Source organism: Sinorhizobium sp. CB7 (genome assembly GCF_041357635.1).
GTDB lineage: Bacteria > Pseudomonadota > Alphaproteobacteria > Rhizobiales > Rhizobiaceae > Rhizobium.
Window position 1 is genome coordinate 104,428 of sequence record NZ_JAULLL010000019.1, and the last position, 17,306, is coordinate 121,733.

A 17,306-nucleotide genomic window follows, 5' to 3' on the forward strand; every position below is an offset into this window, starting at 1 on the left:
AATTATTCGCATCCAATTAGATATGTTTTCTGCCTATTCATTGACCATCAAATGAAGGGGAACAGGGGCATTAAATCCATTAGAATTGCATAGAATGCATAGGTGGCATGAAACAATCACTCTGTTACTTTTCGCGCTGCAGCATATATTAGCAGCCATCAGATAGAAGTCAGCGCCGAGGAATGGCCGCTGGCACATCTCGAGCCCTAGGAAAGGGGAAAGAAAATGAACATCGCACGCTCTTTCAACAACTGGCGCAAGTACCGTCAGACCGTTACCGAACTCGGCCGCATGACCAACCGCGAGCTGCATGACCTCGGTATCGACCGTTCCGACATCCATCGCGTTGCTCGCGAAGCTGTCGCTCGCTAATCAAAGACGATCGCCTCCTCCCAAGCAGATCGTTCTGCCAAAACGCCCGTAGCTCACGCAGCGGGCGTTTTTCTTTGTGCGTTGCAAAGATTGCAGGGCGGCGACAAGCAAGCCGAGCGACAAGCTTAAGCGAACAAAAAATAGCTTATGTCCATAATTTCAGCATCATAATGCACAATTGCATAGCAGACGCCTTTTATTTGCACTGCAAAATATTCATCCGATCTCCTATATCAGCATCAAGCGTTGAAGCGGCAGTTCCGCCGCCCGCGATGGATATATCGAGGATAAGACCATGAACCCGATTCGCATTGCCAAGAGCTGGATCAGCTACCGCCGTACCATGAGTGAACTCGGCAGCCTCTCCAACCAGACCCTGTCGGACATCGGCATCAGCCGCTATGAGATCCGCAATATCGCAGCCCGTTCCTTCCGTTAATTACGGAACAGCGGCTGTTTTCAAAAGCGGCGCCCGCAAGGCGCCGTTTTGTTTTTTAAGCGTTTGATTTTTATTTATTTCCTCTCTCTGGCTTAATGGCCTTCGAAATTTTAGATGGTTGTGGCACATTCACCGATAACCTCGGCTTCATGGGCTCACCTCATGCCAAAGCGCAGCGCCGGCTTATTGATTTATCGCGGAAGCAGTAGCGATATCGAAGTTCTTCTCGTCCATCCCGGCGGACCGTTCTGGATGCGAAAGGACGAAGGCGCCTGGTCCATACCCAAGGGCCTGGTCGATCCCGGCGAGGATGAGCTAGAAGCTGCGAAGCGCGAAACGACGGAAGAACTCGGAATGGAGATTACCGGCCGCTTCGATCGCATCGGGGAATACCGGCAGCCAGGCGGTAAGATCGTCGTTGCTTGGTCTGTCGAGGCGGATATCAACGTCGACGCCGTAGTCAGCAACACCTTCACCCTGGAATGGCCGCCGAAGTCCGGCCTGTCGAAAGAATTCCCAGAAATCGACAAGGCAGGCTGGTTCAATCTGGCCGAGGCGGAGCGCAAAATCCTGAAAGGTCAATATCCGATCCTGCGCGACTTCGCCGCAAAGCGGGCCACCAAATGATCATTGCGCGATCGCTCCTTCGGGTGGCGGATTGCCTTTGCAAGGACTGAACCGGTGTCTTCGGGTACCTGACACATCAAACAGTCAGGTGGCGCCGCGCCTCCGGTGTGTCCAACGTCTCGGCAATGCCTTCATGCACGATCTCTCCGCGGTCCATGATGTAGACGTAGTCGGCGAGTTCGCGGCAGAAGTCCAGATATTGCTCGACCAGCAGGATCGCCATGCCGGTACTGTCGCGCAGATAGCGGATCGCCCGGCCGATATCCTTGATGATCGAGGGCTGAATGCCTTCCGTCGGTTCGTCGAGGATAAGGATCTTCGGCCGTGTCACCATTGCCCGGCCGATCGCCAACTGCTGCTGCTGTCCGCCCGAAAGATCGCCGCCGCGGCGCGACAGCATTGATTTCAGCACCGGAAACAGGCTGAAGATGTCATCGGGAATGCTCCGATCGCGACGGGTGAGAGGAGCAAAGCCGGTCTCTAGATTTTCCTTGACCGTCAGCAGGGGAAAGATTTCACGACCCTGGGGGACATAACCGATGCCCTTCTTGGCGCGAGCAAAGGGCGGCAGGCCGTCGAGCTTCGTATCGTTGAAGGCGATGGTTCCCGCCGAAAGCGGATGCTGGCCCGTAATGGCGCGCAACAGCGAGCTCTTGCCGACGCCGTTACGCCCCAGCACGCAGGTGATCTTTCCCATCTCCGCCCCGATCGAGATGCCGCGCAGCGCCTGTGCCGCTCCGTAGTGCAGGTTTGCGTTTTCGACTGTCAGCATCTCAGCGCCCCAGATAGTTCTCGATTACTTTCGGATCGTTGCTCACGAAATCGATCGACCCCTCGGCCAGTACGGATCCTTCCGCCAGGCAGGTGACCTTCACCCCGAGATCGCGGATGAAGCCCATGTCGTGCTCGACGACGACGACCGAGCGGGTCTTTGCTATCTCCTTGAGCAGGATCGCTGTTTCGGCCGTCTCCGCGTCCGTCATGCCGGCAACCGGCTCGTCGACAAGCAGCAGCTTCGGCTCCTGCGCCAGTAGCATGCCGATCTCCAGCCATTGTTTCTGACCGTGAGAAAGGTTGGCAGCCAGTTCATCACGGCGATGCGTCAGGCGCACGATGCCGAGAATTTCCTCTATGCGCGCCCTGTCTTCGGCTGAAAGCCGATAGAAGAGTGTCGAAAAGACGCTGCGCTTCCGGTTCAGTGCCAGTTCGAGATTGTCCCAGACCGTATGGCTTTCGAAGACGGTCGGCTTCTGGAATTTACGGCCAATGCCGAGCTGGGCGATATCGGACTCATCCTTCTTGGTGAGGTCGACTTGGCCATTGAAGAAAACCTCGCCCTCATCCGGCCGCGTCTTGCCGGTGATGATGTCCATCATGGTCGTCTTGCCAGCGCCGTTCGGACCGATAATGGCTCGAAGCTCTCCCGGCTCGATCACGATCGAAAGCGCGTTCAGCGCCTTGAAGCCATCGAAGGAGACTGAGACATTGTCGAGATAGAGCACGCTGTTGGGCTTTACGTCAGGGATCATGTCTCTACTCCGCTGCCTGGATTTTGACTTCGACACCCTCCTGCTCCGCAGACGGTGCGGCATTCGGGGCCGGCTTCTGCTTGCCGAGATATTGGGCAATGGTGCCGACGATGCCCTTCGGCAGGAACAGCGTGACGGCAACGAACAGGCCGCCGAGCGCGAAGAGCCAGAAGTCCGGGAAGAGACCGGTGAAGATCGTCTTGCCGCCATTGACGAGGATGGCACCTATGATCGGGCCGATCAGCGTCGCGCGGCCGCCGACCGCCGTCCAGATGACGACCTCGATCGAGTTTGCCGGTGCGAACTCGCCGGGATTGATGATGCCGACCTGCGGGACGTAGAGCGCGCCGGCAATGCCGGCCATCATCGCTGAAACGACGAAGGTGAAGAGCTTGTAGTGCTCTACGCGATATCCAAGGAAGCGCGTGCGGCTTTCGGCATCGCGCACGCCGACCAGGACCTTGCCGAATTTCGAGCGGACGATCGCCGAGGCGAGCAGAAGCGACAGAGCAAGGAAAATCGCGGTCGCGGCAAAGAGCGCAGCACGCGTTCCGTCGGCCTGCACGTTGTAACCGAGGATGTCCTTGAAATCGGTCATGCCGTTGTTGCCGCCGAAGCCCATATCGTTCCGGAAGAAGGCAAGCAGCAGCGCGTAGGTCATCGCCTGGGTGATGATCGAGAGATAGACACCGTTGACGCGCGAGCGGAAGGCGAACCAGCCGAAGACGAAAGCAAGCACGCCCGGCACCAGCAGCACCATCAGCGCCGCGAACCAGGATTGATCGAAGCCGTACCAGAACCAGGGCAATTCCTTCCAGTTCAGGAACACCATGAAATCCGGCAGGATCGGATCACCATAGACGCCGCGCGGGCCGATCTGACGCATCAGATACATGCCCATCGCATAGCCGCCGAGCGCGAAGAAGGCGCCATGGCCGAGCGAAAGGATGCCGCAGAAGCCCCAGACGAGATCGAGGGCCAACGCCAGCAGCGCATAGGTCAGATACTTGCCGAACAGCGACATAATATAGGTTGGGACATGAAGCGGGTTGTCCGCCGATGTCATGAGGTTCAGCATTGGAACCAGGACGGCGACCGCCAGAAGAATGGCGATGGCTATCGTAATCCTGCGATCGAGTGACCGGAGAAGGAAGGCCGTTATCATGCTTCCACCGCCCTTCCTTTGAGTGCGAAGAGCCCGCGGGGACGCTTCTGGATAAAGAGAATGATGAGGACGAGCACGAGGATCTTGCCAAGCACGGCGCCGGCGAAGGGTTCCAGGAACTTGTTGACGACGCCAAGCGACAGGGCGCCGACCAGCGTGCCCCAGAGATTGCCGACGCCGCCGAAGACGACGACCATGAAGCTGTCGATGATGTAGGACTGACCAAGGTTGGGCGAAACGTTGTCAATCTGGGACAGCGCGACGCCCGCCATGCCGGCAATACCCGAACCGAGCGCGAAGGTGAAGGCATCGACCCAGCCGGTGCGGATCCCCATCGAGGAGGCCATGCGGCGATTCTGCGTGACAGCGCGCATCTGCAGGCCGAAGGCGGAACGCTTCAGAAGCATAAGCAGAGCGACAAAGACAACCACCGCGAAGACGATGATCCAGAGGCGGTTCCAGGTGATCGAAAGCCCTCCAAATTCGAAGGCGCCGGACATCCAGCTTGGATTACGGACCTCACGGTTCGTCGGACCGAAAATGGTGCGCACCGCCTGCTGCAGGATCAGCGAGACGCCCCAGGTTGCCAGCAGCGTTTCCAACGGCCGGCCGTAGAGATAGCGGATGACGGCACCCTCGATCACGAGGCCGACGAAGCCGGTGAAGACAAAGGCCGCTGGAACCGAAAAGGCCAGGGAATAGTCGGCCATCCCCGGGAACGCGGAGCTTATGTATTCCTGGACGACATAGGTCGTATAGGCGCCGATCATCACCATTTCGCCATGCGCCATGTTGATCACGCCCATGACGCCGAAGGTGATGGCGAGGCCGATTGCGGCGAGCAGCAGGACGGAGCCCAGCGAGAGCCCGTACCAGACGTTCTGGGCGACGTCCCAAAGGGCAAGGTTCCGCTTGATCGAGGCGATATTCGACTGGATGCCAGGCTTCAGGTCATCCGGCGCCGTCGCCATTGCAGTGGTCAGAATGGTCAGCGCGTCGCGGTTGCCGCGCGCCGCAATCGTATCGATCGCTGCCTTCTTGTCCGCGACGCTGACATCGCTCTTCAGCATCATCACAGCACGCGCGGCCTCCATCGTATTCTTGATTTCGGCATCCCCTTCGTCCGCAAGCGCTGAGTTGAGGAGATCGAGGTTTGCCGGATCGGCGTCCTTCAGGAGGCCCTGCGCCGCCGCAAGCCGCACCGAACGATCCGAGCTCAACAGCGTCAGCTGGCTCATGGCGGTGGCGATGACGGTACGCACCGCATTGTTGATTTTGACCTTCGACATCATGTCGGGATCAACATCGTCGACCACCTCACCGGTGATCGGATCCGAATAGATCAGCTCGTCATCCGTGCCGCCCTGGAGCAGAACCGGGCCGCCCTCGGAATTGACGAAAAGCTGCCCATCGCTCAGCTGTTGCAGGAGTTGGCTGACATGCGGGTCCTTGGAAGCAACCAGCGCCCTGATGGCCGCTTCGCGCTCCGGAAAACCGCCGACGCCCAGAGCATCGACGAGGGCATGGACGTCGTCCTCAGCCCTCAGGCCAGTCGCGAGGCCTGTAATGCTCAGGCACAGCGTAAGAAGAAAAATCGTGATGGCGCGATACATCGGCTCTCTCGCCTGTTGGCACTGGAACAGAACTTCCGCCCGGATTCGGTCCGGACGGAAGCCTCAGGTACTCAACGGATGGGGTTCGTACTCAGGAGCCCTTGCCGCCGCACTTACCCGTTGCAACATTGAAGTTGCCGCAGGAAAGAGGCTTGCGCCAATCGGAGATCAGGTCCTTGGAGTCCGGCAGGTAATCGGACCATTCGTCACCGACAACCGCAGGCGTCTGCTGCACGATTTCGAACTGGCCGTCAGCCTGGATCTCGCCGATCAGCACCGGCTTGGTGATGTGATGGTTCGGCATGACGGTCGCGTAACCACCCGAAAGGTTCGGCACGGTAACGCCGATGATGGTGTCAAGGACGGCATTCGTATCAGTGGTGCCGGCGGCCTGAACGGCCTTGACCCACGCGTTGAAGGCGATATAGGCGGCCTCCATCGGGTCGTTGGTCACGCGCTTGTCGTTCTTCGTGAAGGCATGCCATTCCTTGATGAACTTCTTGTTGGCGGGGCTGTCGACCGACTCGAAGTAGTTCCACGCGGCGAGATGACCTACAAGCGGCTTGGTGTCGAGACCGGCAAGCTCCTCTTCGCCGACAGAGAAGGCGACGACGGGGATATCGGTTGCCTTGATGCCCTGGTTGCCGAGCTCCTTGTAGAAGGGAACGTTGGCGTCGCCGTTGATCGTCGAAACAACCGCGGTCTTCTTGCCGGCCGAACCGAATTCCTTGATCTTGGAGACTTCCGTCTGCCAGTCGGAGAAGCCGAACGGCGTGTAGTTGATCAGGATGTCTTCCTTCGGAATGCCCTTGGATTCGAGATAGGCTTCGAGGATCTTGTTGGTCGTGCGCGGATAGACGTAGTCGGTGCCTTCGAGCACGAAGCGCTTAACGCCTTCCGTGTTCATCAGATAGTCGACGGCCGGAATGGCCTGCTGGTTCGGAGCCGCACCCGTGTAGAAGATGTTGCGCGAAGATTCTTCGCCCTCGTATTGCACCGGATAGAACAGCAGCGAGTTCAGCTCTTCGAAGACCGGCAGGACCGACTTGCGTGAAGAAGACGTCCAGCAACCGAAGACGGCCGCGACCTTGTCCTTCTCGATCAGCTCACGCGCCTTTTCGGCAAAGAGCGGCCAGTCGGACGCCGGATCGACAACGACTGCTTCGAGCTTCTTGCCGAGAAGGCCACCCTTCTTGTTCTGCTCGTCGATGAGCATCAGCATGGCGTCCTTGAGCGTCGTCTCGGAGATCGCCATGGTGCCGGAGAGCGAATGCAGGACGCCAACCTTGATCGTGTCGTCGGCAGCAATCGCGCCATTGAATGCAGCAGACGCTGCCATGACGGCACCGAGTGCGGCGCCGCTGATATAGGATTTGAGATTCATCTGGTTGATCCCCTCTTCTTGTCCGCAACAGGCCGGAAGGGCGAAACTAACTGTTGCTTCGCGGACTATTCGTTGGTGCAGCGCGAAAACACATACGTAGTTTGACGTAGCCGATGGGGTGAAATGTGCAGCTTTGTGCACTGCGGCACTCTTAAGCCGCCGGACGATCCGTGTTACGAAAGCGTCATAAGGGGAACAAAAGGGCGAACAGGAAGGTATGGCAGCGCGGCAACGTATCATCCCGGTCAGGCGTGAGTATAATCGCTGGGTCGCCAATCAGACGCTTGAGGATTATGCGCTGCGCTTCACCGCCGAGAGCGCCCGGCGCTTTTCCTCGCAGCGCATCTCGCAGACGGCGATCGGCGCAATTTCCTTTCTGGCGCTGGAAGCGATCGGTGGCGCGATCACCCTTTCCTACGGCACGACGAACGCCTTCTATGCCATCATCGCCGCCAGCATTGCCATGCTCGCGATCGGCCTGCCGATCAGCCGTTACGCGATCCGCCACGGCGTCGATATTGATCTTCTGACGCGCGGTGCGAGTTTCGGCTATATCGGCTCGACCATCACCTCGCTGATCTATGCCAGCTTCACCTTCATGCTGTTTGCGATCGAGGCTTCGATCATGTCCGGGGCGCTGGAGCTGACGCTCGGTATTCCGCTCTGGATCGGCTACATCATCAGCGCCGTGATGGTGATCCCGCTGGTGACGCACGGCGTCAGGCTGATCAGCAAATTCCAGCTGATGACCCAGCCCTTCTGGATCATCCTTAACATCCTCCCCTTCATCTTCATCGCCTTTTTCGACTGGGAGAAATTCGATCTCTGGCGCGCCTTTGCCGGCATCCGCCATGCCTCCGGTCCGCCAGGCACGGTCGCCGATTTCAATCTCCTGGAATTCGGCGCTGCCTCTGCGGTCATTCTGGCGCTGATGTCGCAGATCGGCGAACAGGCCGATTTCCTGCGCTTTCTGCCACCCGATCCGCAGCGCAAATGGCAGCACCGGCTCGCCGTCTTCCTCGCGGGTCCCGGCTGGGTGATCATCGGCGCCCCGAAGCTGCTGGCCGGCTCGTTCCTCGTCGTGCTCACCTTCAGCGCCGGCGTGCCGGTCGACCGCGCCGCCGATCCGGCGCAAATGTACCTGACCGCATTCGGCTATATGATCCCCTCGCACAATGCAGCGCTTCTGCTGATGGCAGCCTTCGTGGTCGTCTCGCAGCTGAAGATCAACGTGATGAACGCCTATGCGGGCTCTCTCGCCTGGTCGAATTTTTTCTCGCGGCTGACCCACAGTCATCCGGGCCGCGTCATCTGGCTCGTTTTCAACGTCGCGATCGCCCTCCTCCTGATGGAACTCGGCATCTACCGCCTGCTCGAAGAGACACTAGGGGTCTTTTCGATCATCGCCATGGCATGGCTCTGCACGATCTCGGTCGATCTCTTCATCAACAAGCGGCTCGGGCTTGCTCCACCCGGCATAGAATTCAAACGCGCCCATCTCTATGACATCAATCCGGTCGGCGTCGGCGCCATGACGATCTCGGCGACGATCACGCTGATCGCCCATTTCGGCGCCTTTGGCGCAACCGCCGCCTCGCTTGCCCCCTACATCACGCTCGTCATCGCTCTCCTCGCCTCGCCTCTGATCGCCTGGGGCACGAACGGCAAATTCTATCTCGCCCGAAAGCCGCGCGCCAAATGGAAGGAGCAGGCGACGATAACCTGTTCCATCTGCGAACATCCCTTCGAGCCGGAGGATATGGCCTGGTGTCCTGCCTATGCCGCGCCGATCTGCTCGCTCTGCTGCTCGCTCGACAGCCGCTGCCATGACATGTGCAAACCGAAAGCGCGCTTCAACACACAGCTCGGCGTCGTCGCCAGGACACTGCTGCCGGAAACGATGGTCGAGCAATTGAAGACGCGCCTCGGCCGCTACGGCATCGCCGTTGCGCTGGCGTTAACGGCGATCGGCGCAATCCTCGCCATGATCGCTCATCAGGTTGCCTCGGCCTCGCCGGAAACGGCGGAGGTCGTCAATCGCACAATCCTTATCGTCTTCTTTGTCTTCTCGATCATCGCCGGTGTCGCCTGCTGGTTCTACGTGCTTGCCCATGACAGCCGCGTGGTCGCCGAGGAAGAATCCTCTCGCCAGAATACATTGCTGCTCAAGGAAATCGCTGCCCATAAGAAGACCGACGCAGCCCTTCAGAATGCCAAGGAAACCGCCGAAGCCGCCAATCGCGCCAAGAGCCGCTATGTCGTCGGTCTCAGCCACGAACTGCGCACGCCGCTCAATGCCGTCCTCGGCTACGCCCAGATCCTAGAGCGCGACGAAACGATCCCGCCGCCACGCCAGTCCTCCATCAAGGTCATCCGCCGCAGCGCAGAGCATCTTTCGGGCCTGATCGACGGCCTGCTCGACATTTCCAAGATTGAAGCCGGCCGCCTGCAGGTCTATTCCAACGAAATCAACATCCAGGATTTTCTCGACCAGATCGTTGACATGTTCCGACCGCAGGCGCAAGCAAAGGGGCTTGCCTTCAATCCTGATCGCTCGGTAGCCCTGCCCCAGTTCGTGCGAACGGACGAAAAGCGATTGCGTCAGATCCTCGTCAACCTGCTCTCCAACGCGATCAAGTTCACCGATGAGGGCAGCGTCACGTTCGATGTCGGCTATCGCAGCCAGGTTGCGACCTTCACCGTCTCCGATACCGGACGCGGCATCGCGGAAAAGGATCTGACACGTATTTACGAGCCCTTTCAGCGTGGAGAGGCGGACAACATCCGCCCCATGCCGGGGCTCGGCCTTGGCCTCACCATCACTCAGCTTCTGACGAATACGCTCGGCGGCGAGATTTCGGTCGCGAGCGAAAAGGACAAGGGCTCGACCTTCCGCGTTCGCCTGATGTTGTCGGCCGTGATGCGCGACATGGTGGCCCCGCCGCAGGAAAAGAAAATCGTCAGCTATGACGGCCCGCGGCGCACCATCGTCGTTGTCGACGACAATGAGGACCATCGCGACATGATGCGCGAAATCCTTGTACCGCTCGATTTCGTGGTGCTCACGGCGGCAAGCGGTACGGATTGTCTGACACTGATCGAAGGCATCCAGCCGGATCTTTTTCTGGTCGATATCTCGATGCCTGGCATGAACGGCTGGCAACTCGTCTCGCGCCTGCGAGAAGCCGGACAGGTGGCGCCGATTCTGATGCTATCGGCCAATATCGGCGATGCGGCCGCAGCAAGCGACAGCGACGACAGCCATAATGATGCGATCGGCAAGCCTGTTGACATCAAGCAACTTCGCGACAAGCTGGCGCTGCATCTTGGCCTGAAGTGGATCTATGCCGATTCGGCGCAAGTGGTGTTGCCTCAGGCTGAAGTGCCGATGCGGCATCCCGGTGCCGCCCATGTGCAGGAGCTACTGCGACTTGGCGAGATTGGCTATATCCGCGGCATCGAAGCCAAGCTTGCGGACCTGGCCAGAGACGAGGCCAATCGGCGGTTCACAGAGGAACTCCGCTCCTACGTTGCCGCCTTCGATCTGACCGGTTTCATGAATTTCCTGCACGATTTCGACAAAAAGGTAGAATCCATTGGCTGAACCGGCGCTTCCTCGGGATATCGTATTGCTGGTCGACGATTCGCCGGAGACGCTCGGGTTTCTGACCGACGCGCTCGAGCAATCCGGCTTTTCCGTGCTGATCGCCACGTCCGGAACGGGCGCACTGAGCATCGTCGAGCGCATCACGCCCGATCTCATCCTCCTCGATGCGATCATGCCCACGATGGACGGCTTCGAGACCTGCCGCAGGCTGAAGAGCAACGCGATCGTCGCTCAGGTGCCTGTGATCTTCATGACCGGCCTTACCGAAACGGAACATGTCGTCCATGCACTGGAATCTGGCGGCGTCGACTATCTGACCAAACCGATCAATATCGATGAATTGCGCGCACGCATCCGAGTGCATCTTCGCAATGCCCGCTCCGCCCAGAGCGCCCGCGTAGCGCTCGATGCCGCCGGACGTCACCTGCTCGCGGTCAAGGGCGACGGCAGCATTCTCTGGTCGACGCCGCAGGCAATGCGCCTGATCAATGCAGCGACCGGCAGCGAGGATGGGATCGACATCGTCGTCAGGCATATCGCCGGCTGGATGTCGACACGCGAAGGTTCCAAAGTGCTGCGCGAGAACACTTTTTCGGTCGACAGCGGCGGCCAGGCCGCCCTGCAAGTCGCCTTCCTTGGCATCATCGGCCCGGAGGAATATCTCTTCCGCTTGGCCGCCTCGGACCGGCGCAGCAACGAGGACGCCTTGCGGCAGCATTTCGCCCTGACGCAGCGTGAGTCCGAGGTGCTGCTGTGGATCGCCAAGGGCAAAGCCAACCGCGATATCGGCGAAATTCTTGGCCTTTCCGCCCGAACGGTGAACAAGCATCTGGAGCAAATCTACGTCAAGCTCGGCGTCGAGAACCGGGCGTCGGCAGCGGTCAAGGCTGCGCAGGTGCTGCATGAAATGTGAAGGCCGCCACGATCGGCGGGAAGGGCTGCATCAATAATTGAGCTCACCCAACGGCAGCTTACGTAGCGCGACCGAAAAAAGCGAAACGCGTTGGCGGCGACGATAGACGTGGCACGACGACGAGCTGCTTAATTTCGCCACGCTTGAAGGCGGCGAGGAAACGACGATAGTCTTTAAAGGATACGCAGCCATTCGAATCTCCACGCGGACCAAGCATGTAGGTGTGGGCAAGGAGGCCGTCTCGGCCATATATCTTACTCGCGTCGACGGGAAGAAGACGAATCGCTGCAACGCCATGGAACAGCTTTTCCCGCATGACGAGATCGTAGGTGTGAGGCGGCGTCGGTCCGCGGTTCTTCTGGTTGACATATCGCGGATTGTCGAGCATGCCGCCCAGCCCGGAATGCGCTTCCAGCCGCTCGCCATTCGGCAGGTAGACCATGTGCGCCGAAATGTCGTAGATGGCCGCGGCGCCACGGCTCCGGGGGCTGAACAGCGGCCGCGGACCTGGGTCATCCTCATCGTCGCCCAAAGGATTTTCCGGCCGCGCATAAGCGAGTGCCTGGCCAGCCGAAGGTTTCGCTTGTCCTTCCGGACCCTCCGTAATGATCTTGGGCAATCCGCGCGGGCGCGTTGTCGGCAGCGGCACATCGTCCGGCAGATCCAGGTCCAGCTCGGGTTCGATGCTTGCAAGTTCCGTCTCTGAAGGCCGATCTCCAGTATCTGCCGGAGCAGGAGAACGTTCGAGCGGTGCCGGAGTCGGCAGCGGCACCGCGATAGCTTCAGAGGTCTTCTCCGGCGAGACCTCCGCGGGTGCGGCAGCAGCAAGTTGAGCCGCAGCGGAGGGCGCCGGCAGCACGACGGGCGCATTCCTCACCTCCGCCGGCATGAAATGCATGGGCGGCGCCGAAGGATTGGTCGCAGGTAGCGCTATGCTAGCCACGGAGAGATCGGTCGAACCATCAGAGCCGAGGACGGGAACGGCATCCCTGCCGAATGAGGGCAGTCCGTTCTTAGGAGCAATCGGCCGTTTGGCAGGCCCAGCAGCTGACGTCGCACTGCGGTTTTCGTTGATCGATACCGTGGGATTTGCCAGCAAGCCGGTCTGCTGCTTGTCTGAAACCTCTGAAGGAGCGGGATGGCTTTCGAAGGAAGTCCCAGGGAGTGCACTTGCGGAAGCAATATTTACGGGCGCCGGTGGCGCACTTGCCTGAGCAGGGATCAGAGGCCTATTCGAGGAAGCATCGGCAAGCCGCGATGTGCTTTGACCAGCAGCAACGGCGCTGCCCTCAGGCGATTGCGCAGAACTCCCAACGCCAGGAACGATCGGCCGCTCTCTCGGTTCCGCGGCCGCGGATGCCTGTGCCACGATGCGATCCGTCTTTGCTGACGCCCGTGAGCCATGGAGGGAGGCGGTGTTCCTGAAATGCTCAACAAGAGCTGCAACCGACAACGCTGTCCCCATCGAAGGGGCATGCTCCAGCGGAGCGGCGGCGAAACGTCCGGTATCCGCGATTGGGCTGCTCTTCCAAACACGACCGCCCTTCGTTAACGCAGAACTAAAGAAAGTCCCGGTAGGCAGCTGCTTTTCATAGAAGTTTGTCAGCGCAATGTCCTTCGCGCCGAACGCAGTGTGCGAAGAAATGGCAGAACCCGAGCCGATCGACATACCCATCGTCTGCATCGTGACAAACGTTGCCACCATCCATGAGAAGGCAACGGTTCCGAGACCGACCAGAGCGGCCCCGGCTATGACGCCGCGCGTGGCGGCTGGGCGAAAGCGAAATCGTACAAGGGGATTGACGTCACTGAACGTCTCGGTCGCAAACGCCATGCTACTCGTCTTCCAAACTGTGACTCAACCCGGCGGCTGGTACGGTACGCGTCGCTCGTCGGACCGGGAAAATGACGACGACGCGCCGAATCTGATCGCGTCTCGACATCTGCCGATGTTCGGAAGAATGAAGAACTATGGTAACTAATTCCTTTACGTGCGCTCGATTTGGAGCATGAGGCGCGCAGAAGCCAAGTTCGACAGCATCAAACTACGTACTTCCGGCTATGGGACCGGTTTTCGACTAGTCTGCCTAATATGGCCGACGAGCCGAGTGCAGGCAGCATTGGCCATACAAGATGGACAGGATCAAGGCGGGAATCCGGCGGCATTGCGGATGTGGCTCGCAGAATCCAGCGGTGTGATCGCCGCCTGAACGCCGTCTTTAATTCCGGTTGGAACCATTCGCTGACCATGATAATCAGCCGCACATGAAAGATACGTCCCCTTATACCCCCATTCATGTCGTCGGCGGCGGACTTGCCGGGTCCGAAGCAGCCTGGCAGATCGCCAATGCGGGCGTGCATGTCATCCTTCACGAGATGCGCGGCGTACGCGGCACCGAGGCCCATAAGACCGACAGCCTTGCCGAACTCGTCTGCTCGAATTCCTTCCGGTCCGACGATGCGACAAGCAATGCCGTGGGTGTCATCCATGCGGAAATGCGTCTGGCGGGCTCGCTGATCATGGCCTCGGCCGACAAGCATCAGGTGCCGGCGGGCGGCGCTCTTGCCGTCGACCGCGAGGGATTTTCCGCCGCCGTGACAGAGGCTATCCAGAACCATCCCCTGATCAGCATCGTTCGCGAGGAAGTCTCCGGACTACCTCCCAAGGAGTGGGATCTTGCTATCATCGCGACGGGACCGTTAACTGCGCCGTCGCTTGCCGGCGCCATTCAGGCGGAGACCGGCGAGGATTCGCTTGCCTTCTTCGACGCAATTGCACCGATCGTCTATCGCGACAGCATCGACATGAACGTCTGCTGGTATCAGTCGCGCTACGACAAGGTGGGACCGGGTGGAACCGGCAAGGACTACATCAACTGCCCGATGGACGAGGCGCAGTACAATGCCTTCGTCGATGCCCTGATCGCTGGCGACACCATCGGCTTCAAGGAATGGGAAGGCACGCCCTATTTCGATGGATGCCTGCCGATCGAGGTCATGGCCGAGCGCGGACGCGAGACGCTGCGCCATGGGCCGATGAAGCCCATGGGGCTGACGAATGCACACAATCCGGCGGTCAAGCCCTACGCCATCGTGCAGCTTCGCCAGGATAATGCGCTCGGCACGCTCTACAACATGGTCGGCTTTCAGACGAAGCTGAAATATGGTTCCCAGGCCGAGATCTTTCGCATGATACCTGGGCTAGAAAATGCCGAATTCGCCCGGCTCGGCGGTCTGCACCGCAATACCTACATCAACTCGCCAGTCCTTTTGGATCGTTCTCTGACGCTGAAATCGCGGCCCGGCCTGCGTTTTGCCGGCCAGATCACCGGCTGCGAGGGCTACGTCGAAAGCGCCGGTGTCGGATTGTTGGCTGGACGTTTCGCCGCCACCGAAAGGAAGGGCCAAGCGATCGCGCTGCCGCCGGATACGACCGCACTGGGAGCGCTGCTCAACCATATCACCGGCGGGCACATCGTCACCGACGACGAGCCCGGCAAACGATCCTTCCAGCCGATGAACATCAATTTCGGTCTGTTTCCGGAACTGGAGCCGGGTTCCATCGTCAAGCCGGAAGGGGTCAAGCGTTTTCGCGGCAAGGACAAGACGATCATGAAGCGGCAGCTGGTTGCCAAGCGCGCCTTGACCGATTGCGCCGCCTGGCTCGGCGAAGCCAGATAGCTGCTTTAAGTCCTATTGATTGTTCGCGGCCGGTGCGCTGTTTTCCGGCGGTGTATTGCGATCGCCCTCGCCGACATAATTTCCAAGCAGCCAAAGGGAAACCTCGGCTGCTTCTGCTGGCGAGGGAAACTCGTAAGTGCCGTTATGGTAGGGCGCATCAACGAATTCAATGGAAAGTCCCCGCCCGGTCGCGGAGCTCGTCACCCGTACCGTTCCCGGCTCGATCAGGTGGCAGGCGAAATGGCTGCGCATGTTGCGCATGAAACCTGCCTTGTTGTCATGCAGTCGGACGAAGACCGCCTGGCCGTTTGCGGTCGTCTGCAATTGACGGATCGCTTCGTTGGGGAAAGCCCGCCCGAATTCGATGATCGCAAGGCCCGTGTCGTGAAGACCGTCTTCCTTGGTCTGCGCAGCCATGCGCGTCGTCACAAAGGCGAAAAAAATGACAATGGCGAATATGACCAGCCAAACGATCAAACCCACGCCGCTTCTCCTTCAGCGTTTCCAAGCTTCACAGCGACCTTTGTGCGTTTGATGGGACGCATGGCGCTGTAAACGACGGTGCCAATCTACCGTTCGAGACTTGCGCGAGTTTGACTACTGCATGTTTCCTTAAATCGGAGCTGATTTAAGGATAAAAACATGCAGCAATCCAAAGTGCTGCAGCGACCTTTGTGCGTCTTATAAGACACACGGCGCTGTAGTGTCAGATTTTCTTTCGCAAGGCTGCCAGTGCCATGCGCATCTGACGGCGCCACTGCGATGGTTGGATCGGCCGATCGAAGAGGCCCGCGCCGCGTTTCTGCGCTTCGATCAACACCGGCTCCGAAAGTACTGCCGGCAAAAATGCGGGAAAGAGTGCCGGAGGTATTACGCCCGCTCCCCTCGCCTTTGCGAGATGCTCGCGACCGAGGCCTGCAAATGCCTCTATCGCCGTCGAGATGCGTCCCTTGTCCTCGCCGGACAGGAAGGCTTCGCGGTCGAGACCTGTTGCCGCGAGGATCTCCAGCGGCAGATAGAGCTGGCCGCGATGGCGGTGAAGCGGCATCAGCAGGACTAATCCCGCAATCGCCTGAGCAACGCCGGCGTGGCCGGCGGCATCGGCGGAACTGCCTGCCTCCTGTGGTGAAAGGATAAGGCTTGCAAGCTGGATCAGCGCCGACGCGGTCTCGCCGGCATAGCCCTCCAGCGCAAGCCGCGTCTCCATTGGATCGTCATAGAGATCGAAAATACGGACATCGATCATGTCGATGAGGACCTGACGCGGCAGGTGATGATCCGCGATTGCCGCAAGAAGCCCTGATGCAAGCGGATTGGCCTCGGTAGATCCGCGCGCGGCTCCCTCCAGCACATCACGCCAGTACTGCATGCGTACTTCACCTGGTAAAGGCTCATGAACGAGATCGCGAACACGCGCGAGCTCAGCATTGAAAGCATAAAGGGCAGCAAGCGCGCCGCGCCTGCCTGCCGGAGAAAGCAGACAGGCAAGATACCGGTCGCGATCGGTATCGCGTAACGTCCTCAGGCAGATATCCTGAGGCTCCCGTGCTGAATTGCTCGGCTCCATCGCGTCGTCCGGGTTTTCTCAAACGGCAATCAGAGCTGCCGCGACGGCGCGCGATTCCGACAGCATGATATTGAATGTACGCACGGCTGCCCCCGTGCTCATCGGATCGGATGATATACCGCGCGCCTTCAAGGCTGCCTTCAGCTCCGCTGGGAGCGGCCGAAGTTCCGGTCCAGTGCCGACAAGCAGTACCTCGATCGTGGCTGCCTCATCGAGCACCCGCTGGAAATTCGCGGGGATCAGAGGTTTCGTAACATCCATGTCCCAGCCGTAGATGCCGGAAGGAAGGCAGAGGATCGAGCCACGATGCGACATGTCCGCGAAACGGAAGCCGCCATTGCCGTATGTATCGATCGGCGCCCGGCCGGGAAAATGTGCCTCGCGGATTTCTATGCCTTTAGCCATGTCG

Annotated in this window: 15 protein-coding genes; 6 read left to right on the forward strand and 9 right to left on the reverse strand. The window is 59.5% G+C overall.

The window, feature by feature from the left end; genetic code table 11:
* The first annotated feature begins 225 nt into the window (after window positions 1-225).
* The 3 genes from AAE029_RS28775 (at window position 226) to AAE029_RS28785 (ending at window position 1,438) form a co-directional block, all read left to right on the forward strand.
* Window positions 226-372 (forward strand): DUF1127 domain-containing protein, encoded by a 147-nt coding sequence (locus AAE029_RS28775; RefSeq protein WP_371076325.1) that lies wholly within the window; start codon window positions 226-228, stop codon window positions 370-372.
* A 295-nt stretch (window positions 373-667) separates the two neighbouring features.
* On the forward strand, window positions 668-811 hold the full coding sequence (locus AAE029_RS28780; RefSeq protein WP_371076326.1) for a DUF1127 domain-containing protein: 144 nt from the start codon (window positions 668-670) through the stop codon (window positions 809-811).
* A 162-nt stretch (window positions 812-973) separates the two neighbouring features.
* Window positions 974-1,438 carry an NUDIX domain-containing protein gene (locus AAE029_RS28785; protein WP_371076327.1) on the forward strand — a complete coding sequence of 155 codons (465 nt, stop codon included), beginning with the start codon at window positions 974-976 and terminating at the stop codon, window positions 1,436-1,438.
* A gap of 76 nt (window positions 1,439-1,514) precedes the next feature.
* On the opposite strand, the gene urtE is transcribed toward AAE029_RS28785, so the two are convergent.
* The 5 genes from urtE to urtA all read right to left on the reverse strand — a co-directional run bounded on the left by urtE (window position 1,515) and on the right by urtA (window position 7,129).
* On the reverse strand, window positions 1,515-2,210 hold the full coding sequence (gene urtE / locus AAE029_RS28790; protein WP_371076328.1) for an urea ABC transporter ATP-binding subunit UrtE: 696 nt from the start codon (window positions 2,208-2,210) through the stop codon (window positions 1,515-1,517).
* 1 nt (window position 2,211) lies between these two features.
* Window positions 2,212-2,967, reverse strand: coding sequence for an urea ABC transporter ATP-binding protein UrtD (gene urtD / locus AAE029_RS28795; RefSeq protein ID WP_371076329.1), 756 nt, complete (start codon window positions 2,965-2,967; stop codon window positions 2,212-2,214).
* Between the two features lie 4 nt (window positions 2,968-2,971).
* The gene (gene urtC, locus AAE029_RS28800; protein ID WP_371076330.1) at window positions 2,972-4,132 is read right to left on the reverse strand and encodes an urea ABC transporter permease subunit UrtC; all 1,161 of its coding nucleotides are present in this window, start codon (window positions 4,130-4,132) and stop codon (window positions 2,972-2,974) included.
* Complete coding sequence (gene urtB, locus AAE029_RS28805; protein WP_371076331.1) at window positions 4,129-5,745, reverse strand: urea ABC transporter permease subunit UrtB; 1,617 nt, start codon at window positions 5,743-5,745, stop codon at window positions 4,129-4,131. The genes urtC and urtB overlap by 4 nt, the downstream gene beginning before the upstream one ends.
* Window positions 5,746-5,836: 91 nt before the next feature.
* Window positions 5,837-7,129 (reverse strand): urea ABC transporter substrate-binding protein, encoded by a 1,293-nt coding sequence (gene urtA / locus AAE029_RS28810; protein WP_371076332.1) that lies wholly within the window; start codon window positions 7,127-7,129, stop codon window positions 5,837-5,839.
* 217 nt (window positions 7,130-7,346) lie between these two features.
* On the opposite strand from urtA, the gene AAE029_RS28815 reads away from it, so the two are divergent.
* Window positions 7,347-10,733 (forward strand): ATP-binding protein, encoded by a 3,387-nt coding sequence (locus AAE029_RS28815; protein WP_371076333.1) that lies wholly within the window; start codon window positions 7,347-7,349, stop codon window positions 10,731-10,733.
* The gene (locus AAE029_RS28820) at window positions 10,726-11,649 is read left to right on the forward strand and encodes a response regulator (RefSeq protein ID WP_371076334.1); all 924 of its coding nucleotides are present in this window, start codon (window positions 10,726-10,728) and stop codon (window positions 11,647-11,649) included. The genes AAE029_RS28815 and AAE029_RS28820 overlap by 8 nt, the downstream gene beginning before the upstream one ends.
* A gap of 58 nt (window positions 11,650-11,707) precedes the next feature.
* Here the strand turns inward: AAE029_RS28820 and AAE029_RS28825 are convergent, their stop codons facing one another.
* Window positions 11,708-13,483, reverse strand: a complete 1,776-nt coding sequence (locus tag AAE029_RS28825) for a tlde1 domain-containing protein (RefSeq protein WP_371076335.1) — start codon at window positions 13,481-13,483, stop codon at window positions 11,708-11,710.
* 431 nt (window positions 13,484-13,914) lie between these two features.
* Here AAE029_RS28825 and trmFO point away from each other — a divergent pair, with 431 nt between their 5' ends.
* The gene (gene trmFO, locus AAE029_RS28830) at window positions 13,915-15,330 is read left to right on the forward strand and encodes a methylenetetrahydrofolate--tRNA-(uracil(54)-C(5))-methyltransferase (FADH(2)-oxidizing) TrmFO (protein WP_371076336.1); all 1,416 of its coding nucleotides are present in this window, start codon (window positions 13,915-13,917) and stop codon (window positions 15,328-15,330) included.
* Window positions 15,331-15,342: 12 nt separating this feature from the next.
* Here trmFO and AAE029_RS28835 read toward each other — a convergent pair whose 3' ends face one another.
* From AAE029_RS28835 to AAE029_RS28845, 3 genes are all read right to left on the reverse strand, one after another.
* Window positions 15,343-15,813 carry a hypothetical protein gene (locus AAE029_RS28835; protein WP_371076337.1) on the reverse strand — a complete coding sequence of 157 codons (471 nt, stop codon included), beginning with the start codon at window positions 15,811-15,813 and terminating at the stop codon, window positions 15,343-15,345.
* Between the two features lie 223 nt (window positions 15,814-16,036).
* A complete protein-coding gene (locus AAE029_RS28840) occupies window positions 16,037-16,897 on the reverse strand; it encodes a phytoene/squalene synthase family protein (protein WP_371076338.1) in 861 nt (286 codons plus the stop codon).
* Window positions 16,898-16,915: 18 nt separating this feature from the next.
* Window positions 16,916-17,302 (reverse strand): Mth938-like domain-containing protein, encoded by a 387-nt coding sequence (locus tag AAE029_RS28845; protein ID WP_371076339.1) that lies wholly within the window; start codon window positions 17,300-17,302, stop codon window positions 16,916-16,918.
* Window positions 17,303-17,306: the final 4 nt, after the last annotated feature.

What these genes read in the sequence shown, in the direction of transcription:
- urtD (WP_371076329.1), bottom strand. Translation starts at nt 2,967, where the DNA reads ATGATCCCTGACGTAAAGCCCAACAGCGTGCTCTATCTCGACAATGTC.
- AAE029_RS28785 (WP_371076327.1), top strand. Translation starts at nt 974, where the DNA reads ATGCCAAAGCGCAGCGCCGGCTTATTGATTTATCGCGGAAGCAGTAGC.
- AAE029_RS28815 (WP_371076333.1), top strand. Translation starts at nt 7,347, where the DNA reads ATGGCAGCGCGGCAACGTATCATCCCGGTCAGGCGTGAGTATAATCGC.
- urtC (WP_371076330.1), bottom strand. Translation starts at nt 4,132, where the DNA reads ATGATAACGGCCTTCCTTCTCCGGTCACTCGATCGCAGGATTACGATA.
- urtA (WP_371076332.1), bottom strand. Translation starts at nt 7,129, where the DNA reads ATGAATCTCAAATCCTATATCAGCGGCGCCGCACTCGGTGCCGTCATG.
- AAE029_RS28840 (WP_371076338.1), bottom strand. Translation starts at nt 16,897, where the DNA reads ATGGAGCCGAGCAATTCAGCACGGGAGCCTCAGGATATCTGCCTGAGG.
- AAE029_RS28780 (WP_371076326.1), top strand. Translation starts at nt 668, where the DNA reads ATGAACCCGATTCGCATTGCCAAGAGCTGGATCAGCTACCGCCGTACC.
- AAE029_RS28825 (WP_371076335.1), bottom strand. Translation starts at nt 13,483, where the DNA reads ATGGCGTTTGCGACCGAGACGTTCAGTGACGTCAATCCCCTTGTACGA.
- urtE (WP_371076328.1), bottom strand. Translation starts at nt 2,210, where the DNA reads ATGCTGACAGTCGAAAACGCAAACCTGCACTACGGAGCGGCACAGGCG.
- AAE029_RS28775 (WP_371076325.1), top strand. Translation starts at nt 226, where the DNA reads ATGAACATCGCACGCTCTTTCAACAACTGGCGCAAGTACCGTCAGACC.
- urtB (WP_371076331.1), bottom strand. Translation starts at nt 5,745, where the DNA reads ATGTATCGCGCCATCACGATTTTTCTTCTTACGCTGTGCCTGAGCATT.
- trmFO (WP_371076336.1), top strand. Translation starts at nt 13,915, where the DNA reads ATGAAAGATACGTCCCCTTATACCCCCATTCATGTCGTCGGCGGCGGA.
- AAE029_RS28845 (WP_371076339.1), bottom strand. Translation starts at nt 17,302, where the DNA reads ATGGCTAAAGGCATAGAAATCCGCGAGGCACATTTTCCCGGCCGGGCG.